Origin of the sequence: Maribacter sp. (assembly GCF_039974175.1) — a bacterium.
In the GTDB taxonomy this organism is placed as follows: domain Bacteria; phylum Bacteroidota; class Bacteroidia; order Flavobacteriales; family Flavobacteriaceae; genus Maribacter_C.
In genome coordinates this window covers 54,692-73,130 of the sequence record NZ_JBDWJN010000012.1, presented here as the reverse complement: position 1 = coordinate 73,130, position 18,439 = coordinate 54,692, and the positions used below count along the sequence as shown (strand labels likewise).

The following is an 18,439-nucleotide window of genomic DNA, read 5'->3' as shown; positions in this document are numbered from 1 at the left end:
GCTAAGAATTGTACTTTTCTGAGTTGAATTCTGTAGGGGTTATGCCTGTGTAATGTTTAAAAAAGTTCGAAAAATGATTGGATTCCTCAAAACCCATTTGATATGCGATCTCCTGAATCGGCATACCTTCTGCCAGTCTAATCTTCGAAGAACTTATCAGTTCAGCTCGAATCAATTGCCCCAAGGAAGTGTTCAGTTTATCTCGGGTTTTTTTAGATAGGGTCTTTACCGCTAGGTTCATTTTATCGGCATAGAACTCCAATGAGCGTTGCTCGGTGTGATAGGCTTTTATAAGACTAATGATATCTTGAACAAAAGTATCTCGTTCCTTAAAATCGAAATTCAATCGAAACTCAGAAGGTGTATTTCCGGTGGTGTTTTTAAATACTCTGTTAAAATATGCAACGTCTTTAAAACCCGTTTCATAGGAAATCTCCTGTATGTTCTTATCGGTAAAAGCGATTTTGCGTTTGCTCTCTACCAATCTTTTTTTACCCAATAATTTGTTGATTGACAAGCCAACTTTTTTATTTACCAATGCTTGCGCGTCCACCCCGTTTTCATTAATCAACTTGACCAAGTCAGTATTGGTCAGGTTGTTGGAAAACTGTTCATCAATCACTTCCTTGACATCGAAAATAATTTGGTATTCGCTTTTGCTGGCTTTAAAGGGGTTTTGCCAATACCATTGTTTGGAAGAAATATCGATAATCTCTTTGGTATCTTCTGAAAAAATAGAGTTATCTAAAAAACGCTTGCAATCAGAACATGCTGCAAAATCAATGTATCCTAAAGATATTAGATGTTTAAAAAGAACACGAACGTCTTTGTTCCTGAACATTGTTTCATCAGGGAACTCTATTTTACGCACTACAAAATCATCTGATAAAAATTTGATGTATTGGCCCTTCTCAAGGTAAATGGCCTTGTCTTGCCAATCAAAATAGTTTTCAAAATCAACTTGTATATTTCCCGTTCCCTTAAGGATATGTAGTAGCGTATAGCTGTCGATAAAGTAAACCTTATCAATTTCTGGAAGAAGCTTCTTGACCACGAGGTGTTGGTTTTTAGAGGTTTAGTCGTAGCATAGTGAAAGTACTGACAGTCAAAAGTGTAGTCATTTTTTGCCTCCTACCACAATTACAATTTCTCCCTTAGGCGGTTTTTCAATATAGTGCTGGAGTACTTCGCTAACAGTTCCGCGAATTGTTTCTTCGTAAAGTTTGCTCAACTCCCGTGATACAGATATCGGCCTATCAGCGCCGAAATACGCCACAAAATGCTCCAATGTTTTTAGTAGTTTATGCGGTGATTCATAGAAAACCATGGTGCGCGTTTCTTCGGCTAAAAAGGTCAAACGCGTTTGTCTTCCCTTTTTAACAGGAAGAAACCCCTCGAAAACGAACTTATCATTGGGAAGCCCACTATTCACCAAGGCAGGAACAAACGCTGTTGCCCCTGGCAAACATTCAACTTCGATACCCTTTGCAACACAAGCACGGGTCAATAGAAATCCGGGGTCGGAGATCGCTGGGGTACCGGCATCAGAGATTAGTGCAAAGGTTGCTCCTGCCAACATTCGTTTTACCAAAGCATCAACCGTTTTATGTTCATTGTGCATATGGTGACGCTGCATAGGCGTTGTTATTTCGAAGTGCTGCAACAACTTCCCGCTAGTGCGCGTGTCTTCCGCTAAGATTACATCAGCTTCCTTTAAAATGCGAATGGCGCGTAAAGTGATGTCCTCCAAATTGCCTATTGGTGTAGGAACCAAAAATAATTTCCCCATGAAACTGTATTTCTTTCGTTAAGGGCGTACGTTTTTACCTAAAAAGTAGGAGGAAAGCAGAAGGACCATTGCTATCAACGCCCCTATTTCTTCACCATCACCAACCATATAATGAGCAAAAAAGGCTAAGGTGGTATTAAAAAAGAGTCCGGCATAAGCCCATTGCTTTAAGGCCCCTCCTTTATTACTTAAGATCACGGCAACGGCACCAATTTTACAAATGGCCAAAGGGTAAATTATCCAAGTGGGAAAACCCAAATTCTCGAAAACTAAGGTTACATCGGCATTCTTGACAAAATACATAGTAGCCGAACCTAAAAACATAAGAGATAACAAAGCTGTAGCTATCCAATACAAAATCTTTTGCGTTTTCATACACCTATTATTTTTGTGAAGTACCAAGGTAGTGAAAGCAAATAAATTTGAGCGTAAAAAAACCCTTCGTCCTATTCGGAGAAGGGTCTTGAAATTTATGTGGTTTACTTTAATTGAACCTGCGTTCGATTAATTCCATTAATCGTTCGGCGTATTCTTCTTTACCTTCCCAATGATTGTAATCGGGCTTCACCATATTCTCAATAAATGCAATCGAACGTTCTTCAGTATCGATTGTACTTAATTGTGACAGTACGCGATTGTAATCTTCGGTACTTCCGTTGAATAGGTGTTTTACAAAAGCCAGACGGTTGTTCAAATCTACCTTTATTTCTTTGCTGTTTAATTTGTCGTTGAGTGACTTGGTCGCTGTTTCTTTCTTAAGGCCAGCTTCCTTGGTTGGCATAAAAAGCTCTTTGTCGTTTTTCATCAAATCTGGTTTCCCTAAAAAGTCTGCCAAAACCTCATCAACAGGTGCTTCCGTCGGCATTTCGGAAACCATATCTTTTATGGTATCCATACCGGGAATCACGATATCTTCTTCATGCGGATTGCTCTCAGGTACTGTAGAATTGGCATTTAGTACCGCGTTGGCCATTTTTTCAAACTTGGCTGCAATAACATTTTTAGAAACATCTATTTCTATATCTGTCAATTTCTCATCAATAAACTTTAAGACCGCCAGCTTCTCATACAAGGTTTTGGCCGCCTCGTACATATCGGTTATCTCGTTCATATCGCGAGAGGTGATAATATCCGTAGATAGTTTTACCAACTCTTCTTTTAATTTTCGTTTCATCTGGCCTTATTTTAAAAAATCGGAATGCTTTCCTTTAATTTATTTAGCAAAACCCATGCCTTTCTTTAGGAAATCTTGAAGTTCTGTATAAACAGAACGAAAAAACACCCTATTTTAGTTTAAGAGACTGTTTTAAAATGGTTCAATTGCTTTTTTATGTCTCATTTAGCACATAACTTCGTTGAAATTTTTAGGTAATTCTAGATATTTCAAGTTTACCTTAAGATTGCATCGAAGTCACTAAAATTACAAAATGTTTCTCGAAAATACCGTTAATCACAAAGAACAATTCGGCTGGATAGAAGTTATCTGCGGCTCCATGTTTTCTGGTAAAACCGAGGAATTGATTCGTCGTCTTAAACGCGCGCAATTCGCCAAACAAAAAGTTGAAATCTTTAAACCGATGGTCGATGTTCGTTACGATGAAGATATGGTCGTGTCACACGATGCGAATGAGATCCGTTCCACACCGGTTCCGGCCGCTGCGAATATTCGAATTTTAGGAGATACCTGCGACGTGGTTGGTATAGATGAAGCCCAATTTTTTGACGATGAGATTGTAACGGTTTGCAACGATTTGGCTAACAAAGGAGTTCGAGTTGTGGTTGCGGGACTTGATATGGATTTTAAGGGAAATCCTTTCGGCCCCATGCCGGCCTTGATGGCAACCGCTGAATATGTTACGAAGGTGCATGCCATTTGTACAAGAACAGGGAATTTGGCCAGCTACAGTTTTCGAAAATCGAACAATGACGATTTGGTGATGTTAGGAGAAACCGAAGAATACGAGCCCCTAAGCAGAGCAGCTTTTTATAAAGCCATGCTCAAAGAAAAGGTGAAAGAAATGAAAGTTGATTCTGAAGAAATCACTTCAACCAAAAAGGACGCCAATGCCTAAAGCCGCAGAGACTGTTTTAGAAATCAACCTTAACCATTTAGAACATAACTTCCGCTATTTAAAGGGAAAGCTAAAAGAAGAAACCAAGTTTCTCGGAGTGGTAAAAGCGTTTGCCTATGGCAGCGATGCGGTCAAAATCGCCCAGAAATTAGAGCAATTGGGAATTGATTATTTTGCAGTAGCTTATGTAAAAGAAGGGGTACAACTTCGTGATGCTGGAATCAAAACCCCGATTTTAGTGTTGCACCCACAGGCAACCAATTTTGAGGTACTTATTGAGCGTGGTTTGGAACCCAGCTTGTATTCTCCCAAAATTTTAAGGGAGTTTCTGAAGGTGGCGAAAAAACTTGAACAGGTAAATTATCCCTGTCATATCAAATTCAACACCGGCCTAAATCGCTTAGGGTTTTGGGAAAACGATATAGACTATATCAAGGAAAAAATTGATGGCCGAAACGAGATTAAGGTAACTTCACTATTCTCACATTTGGCCGCTTCGGAAGATTTGAACGAAAAATCATTTACACAATCCCAAATCGATAATTTCAAGAAAATAGCTCGCGAATTTGATGAGAAGATAGCTCATAGCGCTTTCAAACACCTTTTAAATACCTCTGGAATAATCAATTATGCAGAAGCGCAGTTCGACATGGTGCGCAGTGGAATTGGTCTCTACGGATTTGGTAATAACCCTCATATTGATGCCGAACTCAAACCCGTTGCAACTTTGAAAACCATCATCTCGCAAATTCACAAAATCGAACCCGGTGAAACCGTGGGGTATAATAGGGCATTTGTTTCAAACGGCTACCAAATAACCGCTACGCTGCCTATAGGGCACGCTGATGGTATTGGTAGGCAATACGGCAACGGCAAAACTTTTGTCAGTGTCAATGGACAAAAGGCTCCTCTTATAGGTAATGTTTGTATGGATATGATCATGATCGATATTACAAATATTGATTGTAAAGAAGGTGATGAGGTTGTTGTTTTCGGCGAAAATCCCACCGCTGAAGAATTTGCAGCTACCACAAATACAATCTCCTACGAACTCTTGACAGGTATTTCACAACGCGTAAAACGCGTATACACAGAGCTATAAATTTATTATTTAACATTTCGTTAGGAATGTTTTTTTTTCTTACATTGCATTGCATTGATTTGCAAATAGTACAATTTACCAACTAAAACACTATTTATCATGTTAAAGGAATTTAAGAATTTTATTATGACAGGCAACGTCATTGACTTTGCCGTGGCGGTTATTATGGCAGGAGCTATAGGTCTTGTTATTAATGGTTTTGTTGCCGATATTATTATGCCTGTGGTAGGTCATTTTGCAGGAGGAGTAGACTTTGCGAATTTAAAGGTTGTACTTACCGAAGCCCAAGGAGTAGAAGGCGCAGATGGTTATGTGGCTGAAAATGCTATTCGATGGGGCGCATGGGTAAATACTATTGTTAATTTGTTAATTGTAGGATTTGTAATGTTCATAATTGTTAAGGCCTATAACAAAACAAAAGCACCTGAGCCAGAGGCTGCGCCGTCAGGACCTACTGCAGAAGAATTGCTTACCGAAATTCGCGATTCATTAAGAAAGTAATAGGAATATTTGTCCTAATTGTTTTAGGATAACCACCCTATACTAACCAACCTTTAACCGTCAATCTCCTTATTATTAAAGAGTTTGGCGGTTTTTTATACCCAAATGTCATCCTCAGCGCAATAAGCCTATAACTTTCAACCTCTTCGCATACCTGAACGACCATGTCAGGCAGGCACTCAGGATGACCTTTAAGAGTATTTATTGTGATATGTATAACATTTTGTTATATTTTAATTATTCTTGATGTTGGTGCTTGTACAGTTCAAGACATTGGCTACCTTTGACCTCTCGAATTCTAAACGCATACAAAAGTGAAAGTAGCCGTTGTAGGTGCCACCGGAATGGTTGGCGAAGTTATGTTGAAAGTATTGGCGGAACGTAATTTTCCGATTACAGAGTTGCTATTGGTAGCATCTGAACGTTCTATTGGTAAAAAGTTATCGTATCAAGGAGTCGAACATACCATCATTGGTCTTTCAGAAGCGGTAAGATCACAGGCAGACATTGCCATATTTTCAGCAGGAGGTGATACCTCCCTAGAATGGGCACCAAAGTTTGCTGAGGTGGGTACTACTGTGATTGACAATTCATCGGCCTGGCGAATGGATCCCTCTAAAAAGCTGGTGGTTCCTGAGATTAACGCAGACCTATTGACTGCCGATGATAAAATTATTGCTAACCCCAATTGCTCTACGATTCAATTGGTGATGGCCCTGGCTCCGCTGCATAAAAAGTATCAAATGAAACGTGTAGTCATTTCAACATATCAATCAGTATCTGGAACAGGTGTCAAAGCGGTAAAACAGCTTGAAAATGAGATGGCGGGTATTCAAGGAGAGATGGCCTATCCTTATCCTATTAGTAGAAACGCCTTGCCACACTGTGATGTGTTTTTAGAAAACGGGTATACCAAAGAAGAGATGAAATTAGCTCGCGAGCCCCAAAAAATACTAGATGACAGAACCTTTTCAGTAAGCGCAACCGCAGTACGCATTCCAACGGCTGGGGGGCATTCAGAATCGGTAAATGTTGAATTTCATACTGATTTTGAACTTAATGAGGTTCGTCGAATTCTAAACGAGACCACCGGGGTAACGGTTCAAGACAATCCAGATACGAATACTTATCCAATGCCAATTTACGCACATGACAAGGATGAGGTTTTTGTAGGGCGCATTCGCAGAGATGAAACCCAGCGCAATACCTTGAACATGTGGGTTGTATCTGATAATTTGCGTAAAGGCGCAGCTACCAATGCGGTGCAGATTGCCGAATATTTGGTTGAAAACGCACTGGTATAAAACCGTAGTAGGGAGTCATAGGTTGCTTGTTTAGGCATTCGGGTATAGCAACGGTAAACGTCATATTATGATAGCCAGAATTTGGAAGGGAAGAACTAAAATCGAGCATATGGAGGCCTACACTGCATTCTTAAAAGCCAGGGCAATTCCAGATTATCAAAAGACACCAGGCTTCGTGAATCTTAGTTTCCTAAGACAACCAAATGATAAAGAAGGTCATTTCACCTTGATTACCTATTGGGAGAGTTTAGAGGTCATAAAGCAGTTCGCAGGAGATGATATGGAAAAGGCAAAGTATTATCCGGAGGATGTCGACTTTCTACTAGAATTTTCAGAAAACGTACAGCATTACGAAGTTTTCGCATCTTAACTAGAATGCGTTAAAGAATGTTAAAACCTTTGGCACAAGTTGGTTGTCAAAGGTTTTTTTATGGTATTTTTAGAGTGTATCAATATGAATTCGTAATGAAGAAAATAGCCCTTTTATCGCCACTTGCCCTTTTCCTGTTCGCCTGTCAAACACAAACCAAAAAAGAACCTATTGCCGTGAATTATCCTACTACCGCCAAAGCCGACACCATTGACACGTATTTCGGAACTGAAGTCAAAGACCCTTACCGCTGGTTAGAGGACGATCGCAGCCCTGAAACCGAGGCATGGGTAAAAACCCAAAACAGAACAACCTTCGGGTACTTAGAGCAAATTCCGTTTCGAAATGACCTCAAAAATCGATTGGAAAAACTGTGGAATTATGAAAAGATTACGGCTCCTTTTGAAGAAGGCAACTACACTTATTTCTATAAGAATGATGGACTCCAAAACCAATATGTAGTTTACCGGAAAAAGGGCGAAGGTGAAGCGGAGGTCTTTTTAGACCCAAACACCTTTTCAGAAGACGGAACGACCTCGTTAGCGGGCTTGAGTTTTACCAAAGATGGTACTATGGCAGCCTATCTCATTTCTGAAGGAGGAAGCGACTGGCGAAAGGCCATTGTAATTGATACAGAGACCAAAGAAATTAAAGGAGACACCCTTGTTGATATCAAGTTCAGCGGACTTTCTTGGAGGGGAAATGAGGGGTTTTATTACTCAAGCTATGACAAACCCAAAGGGAGTGAACTTTCGGCCAAGACCGACCAACACAAGGTGTATTTTCATAAACTTGGAACCTCACAAGATCAAGATGAACTTGTTTTTGGGGGCAGGCCTGATGAAAAACACCGTTATATCGGTGCTAGTGTAACCGAAGATCAAAACTATTTGGTACTTTCAGCGGCTACTTCTACCTCGGGGAATAAACTTTTCATTCAAAATTTAAAAGACCCTAACGCCCTTCTGATTCCGGTTGTAGAAGACACTGAATCTGATAATACGATCATTGAAAATGTGGGCTCAAAACTGTTCATCGTCACAGATAGAAATGCCCCTAACACTAAAATAGTTACCGTTGATGCTGAAAACCCTGCCCCTGAGCATTGGGTCGATTTTATTGCTGAAACGGAAAACGTGCTTACGCCAAATACAGGCGGCGGATACTTTTTTGCTGAATATATGGTCGATGCGCTTTCTAAAATATTGCAATACGATTATAATGGAAAGTTGATTCGAGAGGTAAAGCTTCCCGGCTTGGGAAGCGCTTCTGGCTTTGGAGGTAAAAAGGAAGACAAGGAGTTTTACTTCTATTTTACGAACTATATTATTCCTGGTTCATCCTATAAATACAATGTAGAAACAGGCGAATACCAATCCTATTGGAAACCCGAAATTGACTTTAATCCCGAAGAATATGAGAGTAACCAGATTTTCTATGAGTCTAAAGATGGTACTAAAATTCCAATGATGATCACGCACAAAAAGGGCATTGAATTGAATGGAAAGAATCCAACAATTCTGTATGCATATGGGGGTTTTAATATCAGTATCACCCCGTCGTTCAGCATTGTAAATTCGATTTGGATGGAGCAAGGCGGTATTTATGCAGTACCTAACATTCGCGGAGGGGGAGAGTACGGCAAAAAATGGCATGATGCAGGCACCAAGATGCAAAAGCAAAATGTATTCGACGATTTTATAGCGGCAGGCGAGTATTTAATTGCAAACAAGTATACTTCTTCTGATTATTTGGCGATACGTGGAGGTAGTAATGGTGGCTTGCTTGTTGGAGCCACTATGACACAACGCCCAGATTTGATGAAAGTGGCGTTGCCGGCCGTGGGGGTGCTTGACATGTTGCGATATCATACATTTACTGCGGGCGCCGGATGGGCCTACGATTACGGCACTTCAGAAGATAGCAAGGAAATGTTTGACTATTTAAAAGGATATTCTCCGGTTCACAATGTGAAAGCAGGGGTAGCATACCCAGCAACCTTGATAACAACAGGAGACCACGATGATCGCGTTGTACCTGCGCATAGTTTTAAATTCGCGGCCGAATTGCAGGAAAAACAAGAGGGAAAAAACCCCACTTTGATCCGCATCGAAACCAACGCCGGGCATGGAGCAGGTACTCCTGTGAGCAAAACCATTGAACAATATGCTGATATTTTTGGGTTTACACTGCACAACATGGGGTTTAAGGAGTTACCTAACCAAGCAGTTTTAAAAGAATTTAAAGAGTAACTTCAATATTTAATGTTAAAGTCCGTTTCTTTGATAGAGCCGTACTTTTAAATGTATGGCCCCGACTCTTGCTTAAGAGAATACCTTTATTTCCGTAACGAATAAAGAGTACATTCAATCAAATTTCTGCCTATATCATGCTTCAAGTAGATCATGTTTCTTTTGCATATGACGAGACCCTCGTTTTGGAAGATATCAATCTAAAGGTAAATCAAGGAGAACACGTTTGTGTAATCGGGGAGAGTGGCTGTGGAAAAAGCACCCTTCTCAAAATAATTTATGGGCTACTTCAAATAAAAACTGGAGAAGTGTATTGGAACGACTCGCAAGTTTTAGGGCCGTTATATAATCTTGTTCCAGGGGAGCCTTACATGAAATACCTTTCGCAAGACTTTGACCTCATGCCGTATACCACGGTTTATGAAAATGTAAGCCAATACCTTTCTGTTCTTGAACCCGAACTTCTAGAGGAGCGAACCAATGAGTTGTTAGCGATGATTGAAATGACAGATCTCGCGCAAACCAAGGTGCGTTTTTTAAGTGGTGGGCAGCAGCAGCGCGTGGCCTTGGCAAGAGTCTTGGCACAAGAACCCCGCTTGCTATTGCTTGATGAGCCTTTTAGTCATATTGACAACTTTAGAAAGAATAGCATGCGAAGAAATCTTTTCGCATATCTGAGAAAACAGCATATTACAGTTTTGACAGCAACACATGACCATAATGACATGCTTCCATTTGCAGATCGTGTTATAGTACTGCGTGACAAGCGAATTATAGCCAAAGACAGTCCTGAAAATTTATATCGAAACCCAAAAGACCTTTACGTTGCGTCTCTTTTTGGGGAAGCCAATAAAATCCCTATCAATATTGTAAAATCTTATGCCGATACCAAACGCCAGATCATTGTTTATGCCCATGAATTCAAGGTGTCTGCCAAGTCGGGTCTCCCTGCCACTGTTAAGGGGTCTTACTATATGGGAGGGCAATATTTAATTGTGGGCACCTATGAAGGGAAGGATGTATATTTTAACCACAACGAAGCTTTGGAAGATGGGAAGGAAGTTTTTCTAAATATCTCGATAGAAACCATCAACCAACGAATGGGTAACTCCTAGGCATGGATAGATCGAAAATCATTCAGGAACTCAAATTTAAAGCAGTACGAAGTAGTGGAGCAGGTGGCCAACATGTCAATAAGGTTGCTACCAAAATCGAATTGTCTTTTGACCTGAATGCGTCCGATGCGCTTTCTGATACTGAAAAGGAACGCATTGTATTGAAATTGGGGCATCGCCTTACCAAAGAAAATATTTTGCATCTTCAAGGCGATGAAAGTCGTAGCCAACATAAAAACAAAGCACTTGTTATCAAGCGTTTTTTAGAACTAATAGCAGCTGCCTTAAAAGTTCCAAAAAAGAGAAAGGCAACGAAACCATCTAAGGCATCGGTTGAAAAAAGGTTGATGCACAAGAAAAAGGCGGCACTGAAAAAAGCCAATCGTACCAAGCCTGATTTGGAATAATGAATCGGGTTTATTCCAATGCCTTCCAATATTCCGTTGAATCTGTAAGTATATTCAAGTTGACCAATTCGCCTAGTCTCGGCACGATAAACGCTTGTTGCGCATCAGCGCAGGCCTTGATGAATCGTTCAAAGGGGTCTTTCCAAGGGTGCTGCGCAAGTGCAAAACCGGCCCAATGCACAGGCATAATCGTTTGCGCCTTGGCATCGCGAGCGGCTTGTACCGCTTCTTCAGGAAACATATGTATTTGATGCCAATTTTCGTTGTATTGTCCACATTCCATAAGGCCTAAATCAAATGGACCCAATTTTGATCCAACTTCCTTGAAGTGTTGGCCATAGCCGCTATCGCCGCTGAAATATATATTTTCTGTTTGGTATTTCAAGACCCAACCACCCCATAGGCATTTTGCCCGATCGGTTAAACCCCTTCCCGAAAAATGTCTGGTAGGGGTGAAGGTAATTTCAATGTCTTCAAAGTTTGCCGTATTCCACCAGTCAAATTCTTGAATGATGTCTTTAGAAATACCCCATGATTCTAAGTGTCTAGAAGTTCCTAGCGCCACGAAATATTGCTTCACTTTGGGCTTTAGCATTGCTATGCTTGCCAGATCTAAATGATCGTAGTGGTCATGCGTCATTAGAACCAGATCAATTTCAGGAAAGCTGTTGATCAAATTCAAGGTGTTTTCGGAAAACCGGCGGATTGGAAAAGGAGAAATCGGCGCAGCATTTGGCCCGAGCATGGGGTCTATTAATATGGTCTTGCCAGCTATGCGCAGTAAAGCAACGGAGTGCCCGTACCAAATAATTTTTGTTCTTTCGGAAGGACTAAGAAAGGCATCTTGTTCAAAAGGAAGGATAGGGAGTTTTTTTTTGGGAGCTCTACCTGATTTTTCGAAAAACTGTTTGTAAAAGAGTTTTGGAATCTTACTGGGGCTAATGTTCATGCTAGTTTCCTCTATGTTTAGGAATTTCTTACCATCCCAATGTTCGGATCGACCATAACTATTTTCCAAGGCTTTGGTCACCTTTCCGCCAAACTGTTTGCTCATATAGGATTGTATTTTTAGCTAAGTTGTAATGGCATATTTTGCAATCGTTTTCCTGTAAGTCTAAAAACAGCATTCGCCACTGCTGCTCCGATTGGTCCTAAAGGAGGCTCACCTACCGCTCCTGGTTTATCCGTACCCTGTAGTAAAACCACATCGATTTCTTTAGGAGCATGCTTCATTAAAGCCATGTTATAGGGGCCGTAGATGGTTGGGCTGAGTTCGCCATCACTAACATGCATTTGTTCAAACATAGCGGCACTCATGCCCATAATAACGCATCCTTCACATTGGGCTTTTACTTGATCTGGATTTACGGAAATTCCCGGATCCATTGCAAGCGTTACTTTATGCACTCTAATTTCATTACCCTCGATTGAAACCTCAGCTACCTGGGCGCAAGGTGTGTTTGCATCTGTAGAAGCTGCAAATCCCATGGCTCGCCCGTTTATCACCTCATCTGTATAGCCAGCTTTGTCGGCAGCAGCTCGTATGACCTGGCGCAATCGCGTACCAGCCTCATCGTCTTGAATATGAGCTAATCGAAATTCAACGGGATTCTTTTGTGCACGCAACGCCATTTCATCCATAAAACTTTCTATCGCAAATGTATTGGCCAAAAGGCCCAGACTACGCCACCAGCTTGTCGCGAAGGGTAAATCTACATGCCAGTAGACCGACCTATAGTTGGGAATTTTGCCGTATTGAATAAATCCCCCCCGTATAGCTCCGACATCGGCACCGATAATGGTAGGGAGCATACTTGGAATCATAGCGGAATTATTTCCCACATCACCACTAACGAAATGATGTTCGAGATGTTCTAATAGCCCGTTTGCATTTAATTTTCCCTTCATTACATGATGCGTAGGAGGGCGGAACATATCATGCTGAAATTCTTCTTTTCTACTAAAAAAATACTTGACGGGTTTGCCTACGGCTTTTGACATTACCGCTGCCTGAACGGCATGCGGTGTATGCAAACGACGTCCAAAACCACCGCCTAAATAGGTGGGAATAACGTTTACATCTTCTTCCTCTAGGCCCAACCTATCGGCTACTTCTCTACGCGTAATACCAATGACCTGAGTGGAGATTATAATGGTGGCTGTGGTACCTTCTACTGATGCTAATACGCCATTGGGTTCTATCTGTGCATGTGCGCCAATAGGGCTTCTAAACTCCATAGATACCAAACCATCCTCATCCACTTCATCACCCTCCTTTTGAATTATCGTCGATTTTCCATTACCCACAGTCATTACCGAAGTAATATCTTCTGTTTGAAGATTTGTCAAACTATCCCATGTTACTACTATGGCTTTCTTGGCATTTTCGGCTTCGATCAAGGAATGCGCAACAACGCCTACAAAATCATCCTCTTGAATAACTTTTACAACCCCGGGCATAGTCTCAGCCTTAGAAACATCAGCACTTATGAACTTTGCTCCGATTTTGGTTGGTCTAACCACGGTACCAAATAGCATATTGGGCATCGTTGCGTCCATACCAAAAATCGGTTCGCCATAAACTTTCGCGTTTAAATCTACTCGCGGAATGGGTTTTCCAATGTATTTATAGTCTTTGATATCTTTAAGGATTGGCGTGTCTGGAATTTCCCATTCGGTAACACCTTCAGCTACTTCCGCAAAAGTAAGTTGCTTGCTATTCGCTGTAAAAGTGCCATGTTTTACTGTCAAAGTTGATGCTTCAACTCCCATTTTATTAGCAGCCTCGTTCTTAAGCATCTCGCGAAAGGTTGCTGCAATTTCGCGTAAAGGTTGCCAGAGCCCAGACACGGAAGTGCTGCCTCCGGTGCTCATTCCATCAATATTACCTGTAGCGGTAGCTGCGTGAACTACCTCTATTTTATTAATGGCAATTTCAAGTTCATCTGCGGCCATTTGTGCCATACTTGTAAAGGAGCCCTGCCCCATTTCCACCTTTGGAGAGTGTAATATGATCCTATTGTCTTTGGTCAATTCAAACCACAACATCGGATGACTAGTATCACCCATATACGCCACATCCAAGGTGTTCGCCATGGCCAATAGCGACCTTCGTATTGGATTTCTGAAAATATAGGAACCTACCGCTAAAACGCCAACCGTTCCTAAGCCACCTCGAACCAAAAACTTTCTTCTGGAGACTTTCTTTTTTTCCTTAGCCATTTTCTTCGGTATTTAAATTTGTTTGGGTGATTTCAGCCGCTCGGTGAATCGCTTTTCTCATACGATAGTACGTGCCACAACGACATACATTGATGATATCCTTGTCAATATCTTCATCGGTAGGCTTTGGGTTCTGTTCTAACAAAGCAGCCGTTGCCATCATAAATCCAGGTTGGCAGTACCCGCATTGGGGAACGATTTCTTCAATCCACGCCTGTTGTACTGGATGCGGATTGTCTTTGGTGCCAAGCCCTTCTATGGTTGTAATTCGCTTGCCCTCAGCAAACTTCACCGCATACGAACACGAACGAACTGCCGCACCATCGACCTGAATCGTACATGCGCCACAAGCGGCTTTTCCACAGCCAAATTTTGTTCCTTTGAGGTCAAGTATATCGCGCACTACCCAAAGTAATGGCGTGTTCTCGTCTGCAATCTCAACCGATTGTGAAGTGCCGTTAATAAAGAATGATATTTTCATACTATATAGCTATTTTTAATCTTCAGGTACGATAGCACCATGTTCAATCCATTCTTTAACAGCGGCTTTATATTCGGCTAAAGGAACAGGTGGTGGCTCTCGTGGAACGCCATCTGCATTCACTCCGGGATTCCAAGCCCAAAGTACGAGTTCATGTTCGGTCAAATGATGCTCAAGTTCTTCTAGACTGCGATTTCCATTGTTCGCTTTGTTAAGCATTGAGCGTGCGATTTGACTTCTAGTCAATCCTTCCCATTTCATTTTATCGGGTGCCAGAGACCACTCAGGAGCTCCTGGAACGCCAGAATAATCATTATTTTCTGTTTGGTGACAGGTAGTGCATTTTGTAGCCTGATAGCCCAAATTATTTACGCCTCTTGACATTCCAAAATAATGTGGATGACCATCATCTGCCTGTTTGGGGATATGGTCATTTGGGTGGCAGTTAATACATCTCGGACTCATCAAAACATCCATCATTTTGTTGTAGGCGTCATGCTCGGCCACAGCGGTCACTTGCGCCATAGGGACATAATTTGACTCCGTACTTGAATAGTTTAAGGCAAAAACGACTCCTCCAACGATGAGCACCGTGATTAAAAAAGACAGTACTGACTTACTCATGCGGTTCTAGTTTTTAGGGGTGATATCATATTTGTTCAATAAAAAGTCTTTTAACGCAAGTTGGGTTTCCAAACCTTCCTTTAGAATTCCTCCAGATACGCTTTCGATGATGTGGTTTAGCATTACTGCTTCCTGCTCTGAATTTTTATAGTTCAATTCTCTAAACGCCCAAGCTAGTTTATCGATTAGCGGCTGCATTTTTTCTTTCCCAGAAAGCTCGAGCTCCCATTTTAATTTGAACTGTAGTTTCCAAAAATGATATTCGTCTTTTTTGATACTAAAGGGAAACAAAATCGTTTTTTCAAGTACTTTTTTTGGATCCATTTCAGCTATGATGGGCTTAAATATGGTTTTCGTTTTTTCTACGGCAAGACCTAGTATTGCTTCTAAAAGCCCTTGTTTATTTGTAAAATGTCGAAAAATTAACCCTTCAGAAACCCCTGCTTGCTTCGCGATCTTGCTTGTAGGAACTCCTTTGAAGCCTTCATTAGCAAATAGCTCTAAGGCTACAAATAAGATTTGTTCTTTTTTGTCTGTCATTCAAAATAGTGAGTACTCACTTACTAAGATATAAAAAATTATTCAACAGCGTTTCAAAGAAAAGGTTTCTTATACTATTTCTGATATTCTGATTTTCTCTCCATTAAAGTCTACTACGTCACCAATAGACTTCCCTAACAATAATTTTCCGATTGGCGTTGCTCTTGAGATACAATAAATAGGCTTGGTGGTACCTTCAAAAGCCCCTGCCGAAATAGCTAAAAAATAATCTCTTTTTGAAGTTTTAACCCAGCTGCCTAGAACCACGGCGTTGGTCTTAATTGCAATTGAAATCCGCGAAAGAATGATAGCCATTCTTTCAACTTCAAGTAGCTGCTGCCCAAGCTTCTCTCTTTCTAGCTGCAACATGGCTCTACCCGTTTCGTGTTTGTCGCCTGCACTGCTTTTGGTTTCGGCATTTAGCGACTCTTGAATACGCTTAATACTGTCTTGAATACGTAGGGTTCTGCTATTGACATATTCTTGGCAAAACTCGGAAAGTTCTTGTTTTACATTCATTGAGGGGGAAGATAGTCATTTCTCTCCTTCAAGATGATAGAGGTCGGCCAATTTATAGATTAAATATTTGACCATTTTATCTTCTGCCAATTTTCCCTTGTACATTTGAAAAATACGATCCTCGTTTTCTGCCATGAAATAAAACATATCTCCGGTTCTATTCTCGCTGAAAAGATTCCACGATTTTAACCCAGACAACATAGCACTATGCGCCTTATACTTGGTGTAGGCAAGGTTCAGTTTTTTTTGAAAAGCAATATTTCCGTCTCGATCGAACTTTTCATTTTCAAAAGTGTAGCGCTCAAATTCTGTTCTAAGTTTTCTTTCAGACTTTTGGGCTTCAGCAAGTAATTTGAAATAGGCTCGAGCTACGAGATAATGATATTTCTTTCCGAATGATTTATTGGTTTTTGAACTTCGGTATGAAGGCTCTAAAACAAGAACACTAGTTTGTTCTGCACTTGCATATAAACCCTCATTTTCTTGAGAGAAAAGTGGGCTGCAAACTAAAAATAGCAGCAAAAGAAACCCCCTTTGAAATAGGTCAAATCCGTTTTTCATATATAGTGTTCTCGTTACAATACTACACAGCCAATAAACAGGTTGTTCTAGACCTTTTTATTGCTATGCTGCACCATCAATTGCACAAGACCACATGTATGATTTCACATCGGAAGAAAGGTTGAGTTCTACTAAAACACAGGACTCAGGGCTGAATTCTGCTGTTTCGGGGGACGACAATATAGCGATAAAAAGGAATTGGTAGCAATAAAAACACCTCCTTTTTAGAATATTCGAAAAAAGGGAATTACAATATGCTTATTGTCAGCTATTTATACAATATTAAGGAGATTATCATTGCCTTTTGCAACCATACATCTCAAAGGAAGCTACTCCTATGGTTTGCTACATGAGCTCTGCAAGTTCTTTGCCAACCAAACTCCCTATTGCAATACCCATACCACCTAATCGTACGCCACAGTATACGTTGTTGGAAAGCTGCTTGACAATGGGCTTCTTTTGATGGCCCATTCCCATAATACCACTCCATCTTCTTTCGATTTCATGGGGTGTGTTTGGCAAAATACTTTCGCTCAAGATGGTTTCCAATTGGTTTTGAATCAATTCAGTTGCTCCAAATTTGGTGGTTTCTTCACCTTTAAAGTCAAGATTTCTACCTCCTCCGAATAGAATACGATCATCTATATTTCTAAAATAGTAGTACCCCTCGTCTAAATGAAATGTGCCTTTGATATGCAGGTTCTTTATAGGTTTGGTGATTAAAACCTGTGCCCGAGCGGGTTTTATCTTTTCTTTTAGCAGCTGTGAAGCAAAACCGTTGGTTGCAACGTATAGTTTTCTGGTGTGAAATTCGAACTGCTTCGTTTTCACAACAACAGTATCTTGGTTTTCAACAAATTCCTCCACGCTAATAGAATTTAAGATGGTAATGCCGCTTTTTAGGGCCAACCGCAGCAAGCCCGACATCATCTTGCCTGTATCTATTTGAGCTTCAAAACGATTGGTGATATACTTTTCTTGGATATTTTTGAAATTGAAGCTGTTCTCATGGGGTTCAAATGCCTTTGCACCAAAAACCGGGAGCAACAACCTATTTACTTCGTCTAAAGTATCTAAACACCTTTGATAAAGGATATTATGCGTTTCTAGAAACAATTCATGTCCGCCGTGTTGTTGAAAATCGATATTGATATCTCCAAGATTTTCTCGCAGGAGTTGAATGCCATTCCAACGTTTTTGAACTAGTTCTTTCACTTCATCCGCCGCATGAAGTTTGAGGTCGGCTAAAATCTCTGAAATACTTCCAAAACAGGCAAAACCTGCATTTTTGGTGCTGGCACCCTGAGGAAGCGGTCCTTTTTCCAAAACCAATATTTTTGCCGCAGGATACATCTTTTTAAGATATAGCGCACAATTAAGCCCAACAATACCGCTTCCAACAACCGTAAAATCGATGTTGGAAAGCCAGGTTTGGTATTCCCAATAACTGAGGTTCATGCTACTAAAATACAAACAAAAGGAATGATAAAAGCACTGTGTTTTTAGCGCGCTTTTTGCGGTTTGTCTATATGTTCATTCTGGCCCTTGAACAGACTAATCAGTCTGTTATTAAGCAAATA

Annotated in this window: 20 protein-coding genes; 8 read left to right on the top strand and 12 right to left on the bottom strand. The window is 40.8% G+C overall.

What is annotated here, in order from left to right; translation table 11 throughout:
• Position 1: 1 nt before the first annotated feature.
• The 4 genes from ABJN95_RS16440 to ABJN95_RS16425 all read right to left on the bottom strand — a co-directional run bounded on the left by ABJN95_RS16440 (position 2) and on the right by ABJN95_RS16425 (position 2,963).
• Positions 2–1,054 (bottom strand): helix-turn-helix domain-containing protein, encoded by a 1,053-nt coding sequence (locus ABJN95_RS16440; protein WP_348371994.1) that lies wholly within the window; start codon positions 1,052–1,054, stop codon positions 2–4.
• Positions 1,055–1,117: 63 nt separating this feature from the next.
• Positions 1,118–1,789: a 16S rRNA (cytidine(1402)-2'-O)-methyltransferase gene (gene rsmI, locus ABJN95_RS16435; RefSeq protein ID WP_348371993.1), complete on the bottom strand. Its 672-nt coding sequence runs from the start codon at positions 1,787–1,789 to the stop codon at positions 1,118–1,120.
• 18 nt (positions 1,790–1,807) lie between these two features.
• Positions 1,808–2,164, bottom strand: coding sequence for a DoxX family protein (locus ABJN95_RS16430; RefSeq protein WP_348371990.1), 357 nt, complete (start codon positions 2,162–2,164; stop codon positions 1,808–1,810).
• A 109-nt stretch (positions 2,165–2,273) separates the two neighbouring features.
• On the bottom strand, positions 2,274–2,963 hold the full coding sequence (locus tag ABJN95_RS16425) for a hypothetical protein (RefSeq protein WP_348371989.1): 690 nt from the start codon (positions 2,961–2,963) through the stop codon (positions 2,274–2,276).
• Between the two features lie 253 nt (positions 2,964–3,216).
• Between ABJN95_RS16425 and ABJN95_RS16420 the strand changes: the two genes are divergently transcribed.
• The 8 genes from ABJN95_RS16420 (at position 3,217) to arfB (ending at position 10,912) form a co-directional block, all read left to right on the top strand.
• Positions 3,217–3,861 carry a thymidine kinase gene (locus ABJN95_RS16420; protein ID WP_348371987.1) on the top strand — a complete coding sequence of 215 codons (645 nt, stop codon included), beginning with the start codon at positions 3,217–3,219 and terminating at the stop codon, positions 3,859–3,861.
• Positions 3,854–4,963: an alanine racemase gene (gene alr, locus ABJN95_RS16415; protein WP_348371985.1), complete on the top strand. Its 1,110-nt coding sequence runs from the start codon at positions 3,854–3,856 to the stop codon at positions 4,961–4,963. The genes ABJN95_RS16420 and alr overlap by 8 nt, the downstream gene beginning before the upstream one ends.
• A 99-nt stretch (positions 4,964–5,062) precedes the next feature.
• Positions 5,063–5,464, top strand: a complete 402-nt coding sequence (mscL, locus tag ABJN95_RS16410) for a large conductance mechanosensitive channel protein MscL (RefSeq protein WP_348371984.1) — start codon at positions 5,063–5,065, stop codon at positions 5,462–5,464.
• A 314-nt stretch (positions 5,465–5,778) separates the two neighbouring features.
• Positions 5,779–6,768 (top strand): aspartate-semialdehyde dehydrogenase, encoded by a 990-nt coding sequence (locus ABJN95_RS16405; protein ID WP_348371983.1) that lies wholly within the window; start codon positions 5,779–5,781, stop codon positions 6,766–6,768.
• Positions 6,769–6,835: 67 nt separating this feature from the next.
• Positions 6,836–7,138 (top strand): antibiotic biosynthesis monooxygenase, encoded by a 303-nt coding sequence (locus tag ABJN95_RS16400; protein ID WP_348371981.1) that lies wholly within the window; start codon positions 6,836–6,838, stop codon positions 7,136–7,138.
• Positions 7,139–7,233: 95 nt separating this feature from the next.
• Positions 7,234–9,390 carry a prolyl oligopeptidase family serine peptidase gene (locus tag ABJN95_RS16395; RefSeq protein WP_348371980.1) on the top strand — a complete coding sequence of 719 codons (2,157 nt, stop codon included), beginning with the start codon at positions 7,234–7,236 and terminating at the stop codon, positions 9,388–9,390.
• A gap of 137 nt (positions 9,391–9,527) precedes the next feature.
• Entirely contained in the window at positions 9,528–10,505 is a 978-nt protein-coding gene (locus tag ABJN95_RS16390; RefSeq protein ID WP_348371978.1) for an ABC transporter ATP-binding protein, read from the top strand.
• A gap of 2 nt (positions 10,506–10,507) precedes the next feature.
• On the top strand, positions 10,508–10,912 hold the full coding sequence (gene arfB, locus ABJN95_RS16385) for an alternative ribosome rescue aminoacyl-tRNA hydrolase ArfB (RefSeq protein WP_348371976.1): 405 nt from the start codon (positions 10,508–10,510) through the stop codon (positions 10,910–10,912).
• Positions 10,913–10,922: 10 nt separating this feature from the next.
• Here the strand turns inward: arfB and ABJN95_RS16380 are convergent, their stop codons facing one another.
• The 8 genes from ABJN95_RS16380 to ABJN95_RS16345 form a co-directional block, all read right to left on the bottom strand.
• Entirely contained in the window at positions 10,923–11,966 is a 1,044-nt protein-coding gene (locus ABJN95_RS16380; protein ID WP_348371974.1) for an MBL fold metallo-hydrolase, read from the bottom strand.
• 14 nt (positions 11,967–11,980) lie between these two features.
• Positions 11,981–14,134 (bottom strand): molybdopterin cofactor-binding domain-containing protein, encoded by a 2,154-nt coding sequence (locus tag ABJN95_RS16375; protein WP_348371972.1) that lies wholly within the window; start codon positions 14,132–14,134, stop codon positions 11,981–11,983.
• Entirely contained in the window at positions 14,127–14,615 is a 489-nt protein-coding gene (locus ABJN95_RS16370; RefSeq protein ID WP_348371969.1) for a (2Fe-2S)-binding protein, read from the bottom strand. The genes ABJN95_RS16375 and ABJN95_RS16370 overlap by 8 nt, the downstream gene beginning before the upstream one ends.
• Before the next feature lie 15 nt (positions 14,616–14,630).
• Positions 14,631–15,239 carry a hypothetical protein gene (locus tag ABJN95_RS16365; RefSeq protein WP_348371967.1) on the bottom strand — a complete coding sequence of 203 codons (609 nt, stop codon included), beginning with the start codon at positions 15,237–15,239 and terminating at the stop codon, positions 14,631–14,633.
• 6 nt (positions 15,240–15,245) lie between these two features.
• Entirely contained in the window at positions 15,246–15,779 is a 534-nt protein-coding gene (locus ABJN95_RS16360; RefSeq protein WP_348371966.1) for a helix-turn-helix domain-containing protein, read from the bottom strand.
• A 69-nt stretch (positions 15,780–15,848) separates the two neighbouring features.
• Positions 15,849–16,298, bottom strand: a complete 450-nt coding sequence (locus ABJN95_RS16355; RefSeq protein WP_348371964.1) for a 3-oxoacyl-ACP synthase — start codon at positions 16,296–16,298, stop codon at positions 15,849–15,851.
• Positions 16,299–16,313: 15 nt separating this feature from the next.
• Positions 16,314–16,859 carry a hypothetical protein gene (locus ABJN95_RS16350; protein WP_348371962.1) on the bottom strand — a complete coding sequence of 182 codons (546 nt, stop codon included), beginning with the start codon at positions 16,857–16,859 and terminating at the stop codon, positions 16,314–16,316.
• A gap of 345 nt (positions 16,860–17,204) precedes the next feature.
• On the bottom strand, positions 17,205–18,317 hold the full coding sequence (locus ABJN95_RS16345) for an FAD-binding oxidoreductase (protein WP_348371961.1): 1,113 nt from the start codon (positions 18,315–18,317) through the stop codon (positions 17,205–17,207).
• Positions 18,318–18,439: the final 122 nt, after the last annotated feature.